The 12,348-nt window shown below is 71.6% G+C and carries 8 protein-coding genes; 4 read left to right on the plus strand and 4 right to left on the minus strand.

What is annotated here, in order from left to right; translation table 11 throughout:
- Positions 1 to 89: 89 nt before the first annotated feature.
- From HED23_RS09650 to HED23_RS09660, 3 genes are all read right to left on the minus strand, one after another.
- Positions 90 to 1,502, minus strand: coding sequence for a hypothetical protein (locus HED23_RS09650; RefSeq protein ID WP_203182987.1), 1,413 nt, complete (start codon positions 1,500 to 1,502; stop codon positions 90 to 92).
- A 115-nt stretch (positions 1,503 to 1,617) separates the two neighbouring features.
- A complete protein-coding gene (locus tag HED23_RS09655) occupies positions 1,618 to 2,688 on the minus strand; it encodes a glycoside hydrolase family 43 protein (RefSeq protein ID WP_203187426.1) in 1,071 nt (356 codons plus the stop codon).
- Between the two features lie 980 nt (positions 2,689 to 3,668).
- Entirely contained in the window at positions 3,669 to 4,829 is a 1,161-nt protein-coding gene (locus HED23_RS09660) for a pentapeptide repeat-containing protein (RefSeq protein ID WP_203182988.1), read from the minus strand.
- 583 nt (positions 4,830 to 5,412) lie between these two features.
- On the opposite strand from HED23_RS09660, the gene HED23_RS09665 reads away from it, so the two are divergent.
- From HED23_RS09665 to HED23_RS09675, 3 genes are all read left to right on the plus strand, one after another.
- Positions 5,413 to 6,978, plus strand: a complete 1,566-nt coding sequence (locus HED23_RS09665) for a pectate lyase family protein (protein ID WP_203182989.1) — start codon at positions 5,413 to 5,415, stop codon at positions 6,976 to 6,978.
- Positions 6,979 to 7,414: 436 nt separating this feature from the next.
- Positions 7,415 to 8,893: an aldehyde dehydrogenase family protein gene (locus tag HED23_RS09670; RefSeq protein WP_203182990.1), complete on the plus strand. Its 1,479-nt coding sequence runs from the start codon at positions 7,415 to 7,417 to the stop codon at positions 8,891 to 8,893.
- A 227-nt stretch (positions 8,894 to 9,120) separates the two neighbouring features.
- Positions 9,121 to 10,347, plus strand: a complete 1,227-nt coding sequence (locus HED23_RS09675; protein WP_203182991.1) for a cysteine desulfurase-like protein — start codon at positions 9,121 to 9,123, stop codon at positions 10,345 to 10,347.
- Between the two features lie 74 nt (positions 10,348 to 10,421).
- On the opposite strand, the gene HED23_RS09680 is transcribed toward HED23_RS09675, so the two are convergent.
- Complete coding sequence (locus HED23_RS09680; protein ID WP_203182992.1) at positions 10,422 to 11,210, minus strand: IclR family transcriptional regulator; 789 nt, start codon at positions 11,208 to 11,210, stop codon at positions 10,422 to 10,424.
- Between the two features lie 97 nt (positions 11,211 to 11,307).
- Here HED23_RS09680 and HED23_RS09685 point away from each other — a divergent pair, with 97 nt between their 5' ends.
- Positions 11,308 to 12,279 (plus strand): 5-dehydro-4-deoxyglucarate dehydratase, encoded by a 972-nt coding sequence (locus tag HED23_RS09685; protein ID WP_203182993.1) that lies wholly within the window; start codon positions 11,308 to 11,310, stop codon positions 12,277 to 12,279.
- The last annotated feature ends 69 nt before the right edge of the window (positions 12,280 to 12,348 follow it).

Here is a 12,348-nt window from a genome sequence, read left to right on the forward strand (position 1 = left end):
GGTGGCCGCGCTCCGGTGGCGGGCGCGCGGAAGACCGGAAGGCCGGCCGAGGGGTGTCGGAGACCGTGGCGCGTCCGCGCCCGGCGCGGTCAGAAGTAGGCGGCGTTCCGAGGGCGCGAGCGGTGGACCCCGACCCGGAATCGTTCCCGCCCGGTCACGGGTTCCCTGGGTCGCGGATCGGCGAGACCGGCCCTGAACAGGCCGTGCCGCACCCGCTCCCGGGCCGCGTCGTGGAGGAGGTCGCGCAGGTCGCCGTCCCGTAGCCGTGCCTCGGTACCGAGCATGCTCTCGATCCGGGCCAGCGCGCCCGCGGAATCCCCGTGGGCCAGCCGGTCACGGACATCGGTGAGGCAGTCCGGCCGCCGGTGCGCCATGTCGATGACCTGGAGGCAGGGGAGGGGTGTGCCGGTGAGAGCGGCGAGCAGTTCCTCCCGCCGGATCTCGTCGGGATCGTGGTCCAGCGGGCGCAACACCCCGTCCACCAGGCCGATCCGGTGCAAGGCGCCCCGGCACTCCACCAGGCGCGGCCCGGCACCGTCGTCCGCTTCGGCGCCGGGGCCGGAGGGCCCCGGGCTCCCGGGACCGAGAGCCGCCGCGACCAGGGGGTGCAGCCGGTCGGCTGCGATCCAGCCGCCGCGCAGCAGCTCCAGGTCGGGCAGGACCCACGTCGCGGCATCGGGCAGGACGGGAAGTCCCGCACAGGCACCGGCCCGTGAGAACTCGGCGGAGCGCACCACCGGTGATCCGCCGCCCGGCCCCGAGACGTCCGGGGAGGTGCGCACGTCCAGGAGGAGGCGACGGCGCCCGCCGACCCGGACGGCGACCCGGCCTCCCGCGTCACGCCCCTCCGCGCTCAGCAGCAGCGCGGCCTCGGCGGCCCACCGGTCCAGCGCGAACCGTCCGGCGTCCGGTACGGACGGCGCCCATCGCGGTGCGGGCCCCGTGTGCGGCACGTCGGCCCCGGAACGCTCCCGCAGCTCATGGCTGCGGCTCGCGTCCCACAGATGGCGGTGCAGATCCAGACGGAACCGCCGGTCGGGGGCCCGGTATCCGTGCGGACCCGCCCCGTACCCGGGCGACGCCCGGCCGTCCCACACGGCGAGACTCAGGCGCTGCCCGGCTTCCGCCCACGCGGGAGCGGTGCGCACGACCAGGTGCACGGGGCGCGGGTCCCCGGGGGCGTCGTACCGGGCGAGCGTGACGGTGGCACCGGATCTCAGGAAGCCGTCGGGCGCGGTCCTGGGCATGTGCCACCGAAGCAGATCGGGGGCCAGCCTGCGCAGGTCCGCCCGGAGGCGGCCGGCCAGGTCGCCGCCGTGGGCACGCCCGACGGTACGCAGGTCGAGATCGACGTCGAATCCGGCGGCGGCGCACGCTCCCGCCCAGTCACCGGCGGCACGTCGGGCCGTCGCGGTCTTGATCATGAGGGGCGGCACGGCGATCTCGCGCACGCGCAGCCAGAAGGAAAGGCGGGAATCCTCGAACGCGGTCCCGGTGAGCATCAGCACTCACCTTGCGCGGTCGGGACCCCCAATCTGCAGGCACGTTGAGTAGTCATCGGCGGGAGCGTAGCCCCGGACCCGCGCGCGGGGCCACACCTTTTTCCTCCCGCCCGTGTCACTCGAAGAACTTGAGGCTCCAGCCGGTGTCGGTGGGGGCGCCCGGGACGTTGGCGCGGCTGTAGGTGATGTCGCCCCACCAGCTGAACGTACCCGTGTACCAGAACCTGTTCGCCCACGAGTACGGCGTGCCCTTCGCGACCGCGTGGTACATCAGGGGGAACCGAGGGCCGGCCGGAGGGCTCGTACCGATGTCGCCGTCGAGCAGTACGAAGCTGTGGTGACCGGGCCCGTCGACGTACAGGGTCGGGTCCCAGCCGGCCATCATCGTCGCGCGGTGGGAGCCGAACAGGCAGCCGTTCGACTTGTACCAGTCCCAGACGTACGTGGGGTCACCGCCGGACCGGAGCCGCAGGTCTGCCATGCAGTACCGGTCGCTCCAGCTGCCGTTGGCGGAGTACACGATGTGCAGCTGCCCGTTCGGATCTCTGATCGCCTCGGGGGCCTCGTTGATGAACGGGTTGCCGACGACCCGTTCCCAGCTCTCGCGCGGCTGCGAGATGACGTACCGCGCGCCGGTCGGTGTGGTCGGGCTGCTCATCCGGGTGATGTAGAGGTTCTGTTCGACGTCGGTGTCGCCGGCCCAGCCGGACCAGACGAACCAGCGCTGACCGTTGAAGGTGAACAGGGTGCCGTCGATGGCCCACTTGTCGTCGGCGAGCGCGAGCTTCGTCTCGGCGGTGTACCCGCTGTCGGGTGAGGCCGAGCTGATGACGTACATCCGGTGGGCCGCACCCCGGCCGGCCGCGAAGTAGACGTAGTAGCGCCCGCCGTCCCTCACGATCTCCGGGGCCCAGACCTCGCCGAGACCCCGGGTGTCCGACCAGACCTGGCGGGCGGGGGCAGAGGCGAGGGCATCCGTCGACGCGGCCCGACGCACGGCGATGCCGCCACCGGTCGACTGCACCGAGACGTAGGTGGCGCCGACGCGGAGCACGCTGGGGTCCGCGGCCCGCAGACCGGTCTGGCCGGCGTGCGCGGACTCGGCGGAGGAAAGGGACATCGCTGCGGCGAGCACGACGGACAGCGCGAAGGCGGTGATGCCCGAGAGGCAACGAGAAAGCTTCATCATCCCGCTCCATGGTCGGCCACCGCGCCGACACGGCACCTGGGCAGGGCGTCGGCGAGGCGGGCAGGGGCTGTTCAGGATTGTGCCGGAGAGGGTGCGGCGACGGTCGGGCCGCAGCGGCTCCCCGCTTCCCACCGACATGTACATCGATGCAAAGAGCGCTCTCCCAGCATTGCGATTGATCCTGCGCATGTCAACGATGTGGGTGGGTGGGTGTGGCCCCACGACGTGCGAGGGGCGTGGACAGGCCATGACTTCAATGGGCTGTCCAATGGGTTCCGATTGAACAACTCCCGGACGACCGGCTCCTGTCGGGGTGTGGTGCGCCCGAGTTGCGGGAGGTGACGAGGGGGCCAAAGGTGGTTATGTCTTCCTCGCGCCCGTCGAGCTGTGGATTTCCGGACGTCGGGCCGACACGAGCGGATCCAGGGCGGAACAACGCGTCCCGAGCATCTGGAGCCATCATGCCCAAGACCTCCCGGCGGCACATCGTCCGCCTCGTCGGCGCGTCCTGCCTGGCTGCCACATTCACTCTGCCAGGTGTGACCGCCGCCGTGGCAGGGCCCGAAGCCGTCGCCGGTGCCATGAGCGGGACACCCGCCGAGCCCACACCCCCGCCCCCGCCGCCGAGCCCTCCTGAACCGCCACCCGAACCGCCGCCCGAACCGCCACCTCAGCCGTCGGACCCGCCGCCGGAGACCCCGCCGCCCGCGGACACGCAGCCGGCCACACCGCCCTCCGCCGAACGTCCGACGCAGTCGGACGCCCCGCCACCCCCGGACGGGACTTCGCAACCGGAAGAGCCCGGGGAGCTGAGGGCGGAGGCGGAGAGGCAGGCGGAGGGCTGAGGACCGAGAGCACTGCGAGGCGGAGGCCGTCCGCTCCCTGCCGCGACCTCAGCCGTCGGTACGTTCCAGGTGGTGCGTCCCCGTCGGTGCGCGTTCCGGCGCGCAGCCCGGAGGCGGGCGAGGGGAATGGCCTCAGCGCCGCGAGGGCGGCAGTCCGCGCACTCCGTCCAGTTTCGCGCCCGTGAGGCGCACACCGGTCAGGATCGCGCCGGTCAGGTCCGCGTCGCTCATGTCCGCGCCGGTCAGGTTCGCGCCGGTCAGGTCCGCCAGGGTCAGATCCGCAAAGGCCAGACGCGCGTCGGTCAGGTCCGCGCCCTTCAGGTCCGCGCCGGTCAGGTTCGACCCGTTCATGTTCGCGGTGCGGAATGTGGTGCGCTTCAGGACGGCACTGCTCAGGACGGCCCCGTTCAGTTCCGCGCCCGTCAGGCGGGCGCCGGTCAGGTCCGCACCGGACAGGTCCGCCTTGTTCAGGTTCGCCTCGTTCAGGTCCGCCCCGGACACGGAAGCGACCGACAGGGTCGCGCCGGCCAGGCTCGAGCCGCGGAGGACGGTCCCGGTCAGGTCCGCGTTGGTCAGGTCCGCGCCGGTCAGGTCCGCGCCGGTCAGGTCCGCACCGGACAGGTCCGCACCGGACAGGTCCGCCTCCTGGAAGATCATCCCGGCGAATCTGCTGCCGCCCTGCCCGGACCGCAGTCCCCTCAAGTCGGTGCGATTCACGTCCAGCCCGAATGTCTCGACCTCGAGCGGACGTTCGGCCAGGACGCCCATCGCCGCCTCGACATCGGTCGGCAGTGTGACCGCCGGCGCCACGGTCTGCTTCCTGTCGACGCCGGCTTCGGGCAGGGGCGCATGCCGTCGTACGTAAGCGGTCAGGACGGAGACGACTGTGGGATGGTCCCGGACGGAGTCCTGCATGATGCGCTCCAGGCCGTAGACACCACCCAGAGGCACGTCCACGGAATCCGATCCCAGGTTGGTGATCGCGGCGTTGAAGCGGTTGGTGATCTGCCCCTGCTCGCTGATCCGCAGTTGCTTGTTGGCCTGCCCCACCTGCATCCAGGTGAACAGCAGCGCGGCCAGCGCGGCCAGCGCGGCCAGTCCCGGCAAGCTGACCACCATCAGTCCGAGCCAGTCCAGCCCGCTGCGGGCCTTGGAGCCGCTCGCCTCGGCCTTACGCCTCCGCTGCCGGCGACGGCGCCCCGCGGCGCGCCTGAGTGCAAGCCGTCGGAACTGTCCCGCGCCGAATTCCTTCTTCACCGTGCCCATGGCACGCCATGGAGCGGATACGGCCACGAAGCCACACCGCCAGGACACACGAACGGGCGCGCACGAACCACGGTGCGTACCGGCCGGCCCGCCCCTCCCCGAAACGCTGTGTCCCGCTCGGGAGGGGCTTTCCGGGTTCCGCCGGAGTACGCGGCGTCAGCGGTATATGAATGTCGGGATCAGGCCGTTCTCATGGGAACCGGTGATGAGTCCGATCCGCAAGTGTCATGAACCTTGTCAGTTCGACGGCGCGAGCTCTATTGTCGCGGGCAGAAAGCGCTTTCCCCTCCTGGGTCACGTCCGGTGGAAGCGTCCGTCGCGGCGGCCATCGCGACGGGCGCGCACGAGCCGCCACAGGTCAGGCCCAGGGCTTCATCCAGGACGTCGACGGCAGTGGAACGACGGTGTGCGACACCGGTTCGCCGCTGTGGCCGACAACCTCGCACGTCCGGGCCGGGCGGGTTCCGTCCGCCCGATCGCATCGAGAAGTACCTGCACAACTGGCCGACGAGCGCCGCCCGGTGACGAACCGGCGGCCTCGGTGGCTTCGCCGTTGCGACCGCGGCATGGAGCAGCAACACAGCTTGTGAAGATGAATGGGGACACGAAGATGAGACGACCAGGCGCACTGCGACTCAACGCTGCACTGGCCACGTTGGCCGTGGCGGCCGCGACCGGTGTGGTGCTGACGATGCCCGAGGCGTCGGCCGCGGTCACCGGCAGCGCCACCGGCTACGCCACCCAGAACGGCGGGACCACCGGCGGTGCCGGCGGGCAGACGGTGCGGGCCACCACGGGGACCGCGATCCACACCGCTCTCTGCGGCCGGGCCAGCAGCAGCACCCCGATCACCATCGAGGTCGAGGGCACGATCAACCACGGCAACACCGCGAAGGTGTCGGGCGACAGCTGCAACACCGCCGCCGGTGTGATCGAGCTCAAGCAGATCAGCAACGTCACGATCGTCGGTGTCGGCAGCGGAGCGGTCTTCGATCAACTGGGCATCCACATCCGTCAGTCCAGCAACATCATCATCCAGAACGTGACCGTCAAGAACGTCAAGAAGTCCGGCTCGCCGACCTCCAACGGCGGTGACGCCATCAGCATGGAGAGCGACGTCCGCAACGTCTGGGTCGACCACACGACCCTGGAGGCGTCGGGCGGTGAGTCGGAGGGGTACGACGGCCTCTTCGACATGAAGGACAACACGCAGTACGTCACGCTGTCCTACAGCACTCTGCGCAACTCCGGCCGTGGCGGCCTCATCGGGTCCAGCGAGTCCGACGTCTCGAACGGTTACGTGACCTTCCACCACAACCTGTACGAGAACCTCGACTCGCGCGCGCCTCTGCTGCGCGGCGGCATCGCGCACATCTACAACAACTACTACGTGAAGCTCAAGGAGTCGGGCATCAACTCCCGGGCCGGCGCGCGTGCCAAGGTGGACAACAACTACTTCAAGGACTCGAAGGACGTCCTGGGCACGTTCTACACCGACGCCGCCGGATACTGGCAGGTCAGTGGCAACACCTTCGACAACGTGACCTGGTCGGCCCCGGGCTCCGACAACAAGCCCGCAGGGCCCAACCCGACATCGAACACCACTGTCAGCATCCCCTACTCCTACAAGCTCGACGGTGCGAGCTGTGTGCCGGGGATCGTGGCCGAGACGGCCGGCGCCAACAAGGGTCTGAAGGTGTCGGACGGGAACTGCTCGCCGCAGACCCCGACCCCGACCCCGGACCCCACCGACCCGACGCCGGACCCGACGGACCCCACGCCGGACCCGACCGACCCCACCCCGCCCAGCGGAACCAATCTCAGCATCGGCGCCGGCGCCGACGGCTCCAGCAAGGCCAGTGGATCGAGCTACGGCAATGTGCGGGACGGTGACATGAGCACCTTCTGGTCGCCGGCCGGCTCGACCGGTTCCATCTCGGTCAAGTGGGGAACCGCCACCTCCGTCTCCAAGATCAACATTCGCGAGGCCTCGGGTTCCACCGGCAGCATCGGGTCCTGGAGGGTCATCAACGGCGACACCGGTGCCGTCCTGGCCTCCGGCAGCGGGGCGGGCGTCATCGCGATCCCGAAGACCTCGTCGAAGAAGCTCACCTTCGAGATCACCAGCTCCACCGGGACCCCGAAGGTCGCCGAGTTCGAGACGTACGCCGGATAGCGGCACGGTCCCGGCGTCGGTCCGGGACCTGGCGGAGCCCCCGGAAACCTCGGGGAAGCGGTAACGCACGAGGCGGCACGCCGGGACCCCGGCGTGCCGCTGACCGCCCGGGAGCGGGGGCCGTCGGACGCGACGGCCCCCGCTCACGTGTGCCGAGGGACGATGCGGTGCCGGCGGCGTCACCGCATCGGCCCACCGCTGATCAGGCACCCTGGCTGGAGGGCCGCGGGCACGCTCCGAGGGTGAGTGCCGCGCGGCGGCGCAGGTGCCGTCCGCCCCGCCCCGTCGGGGCGACCGCCGCGTACGAGCCCTGTGGTGGAATCGGCAGGCCGAGCCGGCCGAACCCCCGTCGGCTGTCCCCGGCCGAACCCTGCCGGCTGTCCCCGACCGAACCCCGCCGGCCGTCCCGATCCCGACGCGCGAGAAGGAACCCACCATGACCAGCACAGACTCCGCACCCTCGGTATCCGGTCCGATCTGGTCCGCGAAGATCTTCGACGGCTCCTGGCGCACCGCCGCCGCCGGCGGCACCCTCGACGTGACCGCCCCCGCCACCGGTGAGGTCGTCGCGACCGTGGGCGCGGCCACCGCCGGGGACGTCGGCACCTCCGTCGCGACGGCGAGGGCGGCGCAGCGTGCCTGGGCGAGGCGCAGCTACGCCGAGCGGGCACAGGTCTTCATCAAGGCGTCCGCGCTGCTGGCCGCGGAGCCGGACCGTATCGTGCGGTGGCTCGTACCTGAGTCCGGTTCCGGTCAGGGCAAGGCTCAGTTCGAGGTCGGTCTGCTCGTCTCCGAGCTCAACGAGGCGGCGGCACTGACCTCGGAGCCCTACGGCGAACTGCTGCGCAGCTCGAAGTCCCGCCTGTCCGCCGTGCGCCGGGTCCCGCTGGGTGTCGTGGGTGTCATCAGCCCGTTCAACTTCCCGGCCATCCTCGCCCTGCGTTCGGTGGCCCCGGCACTGGCCGCGGGCAACGCGGTGATCCTCAAGCCCGACCCGCGCACCCCGGTCTCCGGCGGCCTCGCTCTCGCCGAGCTGTTTGCCGACGCCGGACTGCCCGAAGGTCTGCTGCACGTCCTGCCTGGCGGAGCCGACGTGGGCGAGGCCCTGGTCGCACACCCGGACGTGCCCTGCATCTCCTTCACCGGCTCCACGCCGGCCGGCCGGGCCATCGGCACCGCAGCCGCCCCGCTGCTCAAGAAGGTCCACCTGGAACTGGGCGGCAACAACGCCCTGCTGGTCCTCCCGGACGCCGATCTGGAGGCCGCGGCCTCGGCGGGTGCCTGGGGGTCCTTCCTGCACCAGGGGCAGATCTGCATGGCCACCGGACGGCATCTGGTGCACGCCTCCCAGGCGGCCGGGTACGCCGCCCTGCTCGCCGAGAAGGCGAACAGCATCCCGGTGGGCGACCCCACCGACCCGGCCAACCCGCTCGGCCCTGTCATCGACGAGCGGCAGCGCGACAGGATCCACTCCATCGTCACGCGCTCCGTCGAGCAGGGCGCCGAGCTCGCGGCGGGTGGCACCTACGAGGGCCTGTTCTACCGGCCCACCGTCCTGACCGGTGTCCCGCCGGCCTCCCCGGCGTTCGCCGAGGAGGTGTTCGGCCCGGTGGCCCCTGTGGTCGCCTACGAGACCGTCGACGAGGCCATCGACATCATCAACGCCTCCGAGCACGGGCTGTCCGTCTCGATCCTCACGGGCAACCCCTTCGCCGCGTGGGAGCTCGCCGACCGGATCGAATCGGGCGCGGTGCACATCAACGACCAGACGGTGGACGACGAGGCGGTGGCTCCCTTCGGCGGCACCAAGGCATCCGGGACGGGGGGCCGTTTCGGGGGGAAGGCGAGCCTGGACACCTTCTCCGAGGTGCAGTGGATCACCGCACAGGCACACATCGAGCGCTACCCCTTCTGACCGTACGGCGGCGCCCCTGGGGCCGCGCCGCAGGAGCGCCTCGCCCGGGACGGTCCCTTCGTGCCGGTCGTCGGCCCGACGGGTACTGCCATCATGGGCATCGAGTCCCTGGTCCGGCTCGGTGTGCGTCCGAGCCGGACCGGCTGCCTACCGCCCCCGGGCGAAGGATCGCGTCGGCCGACCCGCACCGTTCCCGCCGCCCGCACCTCCCCTTCCCGGAGTACCCCTTGAGCAGTGACACCGGCCACCTCGGTCACACCCTCGACGTCCAGGCGATCCGTGCCTGCTTCCCGGCCTTGAAGTCGGGGACCGCCCGATTCGACGCGCCGGGCGGCACCCAGACACCCCAGCAGGTCATCGACGCGATCACCGAAGCCCTCACCCGCCCGCTCGCCAACCGCGGAGTGCTCACGGAGGGCGGGCGCAACGCGGAGGCGATCGTCGCCGGTGCGCGGCGGGCCCTGGCCGACCTGCTCGGATCGGAAGCCGATTCGGTCGTGTTCGGGCGCAGTGCCACACAGCTCGTCTACGACCTCGCTCGCACCCTCGCCAAGGACTGGGGGCCGGGGGACGAGGTGGTCGTGTCCCGGCTGGACCACGACTCGAACATACGGCCCTGGGTGCAGGCCGCCGAGGCGGTGGGAGCGACGGTCCGGTGGGCCGACTTCGACCCCGCGACGGGCGAGCTCGGTGCCGAGCACATCGCAGCCGTGCTGTCCGGCCGCACCCGGCTCGTCGCCGTCACCGCCGCCTCCAACCTCATCGGCACCTGCCCCGACATCCCGGCCCTCGCGGCTCTGGTGCACGGGGCCGGGGCGCTCTTCCACGTCGACGCGGTGCACTACGCCTCGCACGCCGAGGTCGACCTGGCCGCACTCGGCGCGGACACCCTGGTCTGCTCGCCGTACAAGTTCCTCGGACCCCATCTCGGCGTGCTGACCGGGCGGCGGGAACTGCTCCACAGCCTCCGTCCGGACAAGCTGCTGCCCTCCAGCGACGCCGTCCCCGAGCGTTTCGAGCTGGGCACGCTGCCCTACGAACTGCTGGCGGGTGCGACGGCGGCCGTGGACTTCCTCGCGGGACTCGTCCCCGGCGCCGGCGGCCGGCGGGACGGCCTGAGCCGTACGTTCACGGCACTCGCCTCGCACGAGGACCGGCTCCGCGGCCGCATCGAGGACGGCCTGGCGACGCTGGACGGCGTCACGGTGCATTCCCGCGCGGCACGGCGCACCCCGACCACCCTGTTCACGGTGGCCGGCAGGAAGCCGGCGGACGTCTCCCGGCACCTGGCCGAACGTGGCGTGGACGCGCCGGCGGGATCCTTCTACGCGCTGGAGGCGTCCCGCAGGCTCGGACTGGGCGAGGAGGGCGGTGTACGGGTCGGCCTCGCTCCGTACACGAGTGACGACGACGTGGACCGGCTCCTGAACGCGCTCGACGTGCCCCGCCGCTGACAGGCGAAAGGGGCGGGGCCCCGGTCCTCCGCCGCCTGTTCCCGGAGTGTCCCGGCAGGCGGGCGCGGGGCCTGTCAGCGCCAGTCGGGAGCGCCGGAGGCGGGGGAGAGGACACTCTCGATCTTGGTCCGGATCTCCCGCATGACGGTCACGACCCGGGCCTCGTGCTCCTCGCTGAGCCGCACCACCGGCACCGAGCAGCTGATGGCGTCGACGGCCGGTGCGTCGTACCGCAGGGCGAAGCCGAAGCCCGCGATGCCCGTCACGGTTTCCTCGCGGTCGATGGAGTAACCGCGCTCGCGGACACCGGCGAGGTCGGCGAGCAGGGTGGTGCGTTCGGTGTGCGTGTTCTCCGTACGGGGCGTCAGAGGCCCCTGGGATAGGGGTAGTTCGTCATCCGGGCGCTCGGCGAGCAGGGCCTTGCCGAGCGCTCCGGCGTGGGCCGGGATCCGGCGGCCGACCCGGCTGATGGTGCGCAGGTACTCGTGGGACTCGCGGGTCGCGAGATAGACGACGTTGGGGCCGTCGAGCCGGGCGAGATGGATCGTCTCGCCGAGCGCGTCCGAGGCCTCGTCGAGATAGGGGCGGGCGGCGCGCACATGCGGGTCGCTGTCCAGGTAGCTCGTCCCTGTGTGCAGGGCTCGGATGCCGATGCCGTACAGGGACCCGGTCGTGTCGGTGCGCACCCAGCCGCAGTCGATGAGGGTCCGCAGCAGCTGGTACATGCTGCTGCGCGGTACACCGAGCTCCTCGGCGAGTTCGTCCAGCCGGGCCGGCCGGTCGCCCCGGGCGGCGAGGAGTTCGAGCAGCGCGACGGTACGGGACGCCGACTTCACCCCGCGGACCCCGCTGTTCTCCTGCATCTCCACATCGTAAATCCGCGCTGTCGCACCCATTGACCGCGTCGCGTTCACCCGCCTAACCTCCGTTCTCATACATGTACGCCATCTGCATATGAGGATGAGATCTGTGGAGCGGTTCGATGTGGACCCCGAAGGCGTTGCCCAGCGGCTGCGGGACGGCATGGCGGGTGGGGTGCTGGCCTTCCCCCTCACGAGCTTCCGGGAGGACGGCAGCCTCGACCTGGAGTCGTACAGGGCGTATCTGACCGCCCAGGTGGCCACCGCGCCCGGTGCGTTGTTCCCGGCCTGCGGAACCGGTGAGTTCGGTGCCCTGGAGGAGGACGAGTACCGCGCGGTCGTCCGGACCGCCGTCGAGGTCGCCGGCGGGCAGCTGCCGGTGGTGGCGGGCACCGGCTACGGATGGGCGCAGGCAGTGCGCTTCGCCCGCATCGCGGAGGAGGCCGGAGCCGACGCCCTGCTGGTCATGCCCCACTACCTCGTCGCGGCCCCGCAGGACGGACTGGTCGAGCAGCTGCGCCGGATCGCGGGCGGCACGCGGCTGCCCCTGATCGCCTACCAGCGGGGCCAGGTCACCTTCACCGCCGACAGCGTGCGCCGGATCGCCGAGATCCCCACGGTCGTCGGCATCAAGGACGGGCACAGCGACCTCGACCGGCTACAGCGCCTCACCCTCGCCGCACCCGACGGGTTCCTCTTCTTCAACGGCGCCGCCACCGCCGAGATCCAGGCGCGCGCCTACGCGACCGTGGGCGTCCCCGCCTACTCCTCGGCCGTCCACGCGTTCGCGCCCGAGATCGCCGACGCCTTCTTCACCGCGCTGCGGGACGGGGAGGACGCGGTGACGCGGAAGCTGCTGCGCGACTTCTTCGTCCCGCTGGTCGAGCTGCGCGACCGGGTTCCCGGGTACGCCGTGTCCTTGGTCAAGGCCGCTGCCCGGCTGCGAGGGCTGCCGGTCGGGCCCGTACGCGCCCCGCTCGTCGATCCCGGCCCGTCCGACCTCGCCGACCTGGAGAAGATCCTCGACGCCGGGCTGGAGCTGGTCGGCGCCGCCCGCCACCGCACCGCCTGAGCCTCGCCCCCACCGCTCCGGCCGACGGCTCCCGCCGGGGGCCGGCCGGGGCCCGAGGTTCCACAGCCC

Origin of the sequence: Streptomyces pratensis (genome assembly GCF_016804005.1) — a bacterium.
GTDB classification, from domain to species: Bacteria; Actinomycetota; Actinomycetes; order Streptomycetales; family Streptomycetaceae; genus Streptomyces; species Streptomyces pratensis_A.

Coding starts and splice junctions, on each gene's coding strand:
- HED23_RS09650 (WP_203182987.1), bottom strand. CDS start 1,502: ATGCTCACCGGGACCGCGTTCGAGGATTCCCGCCTTTCCTTCTGGCTG.
- HED23_RS09655 (WP_203187426.1), bottom strand. CDS start 2,688: ATGAAGCTTTCTCGTTGCCTCTCGGGCATCACCGCCTTCGCGCTGTCC.
- HED23_RS09665 (WP_203182989.1), top strand. CDS start 5,413: ATGAGACGACCAGGCGCACTGCGACTCAACGCTGCACTGGCCACGTTG.
- HED23_RS09670 (WP_203182990.1), top strand. CDS start 7,415: ATGACCAGCACAGACTCCGCACCCTCGGTATCCGGTCCGATCTGGTCC.
- HED23_RS09680 (WP_203182992.1), bottom strand. CDS start 11,210: ATGCAGGAGAACAGCGGGGTCCGCGGGGTGAAGTCGGCGTCCCGTACC.
- HED23_RS09685 (WP_203182993.1), top strand. CDS start 11,308: ATGAGATCTGTGGAGCGGTTCGATGTGGACCCCGAAGGCGTTGCCCAG.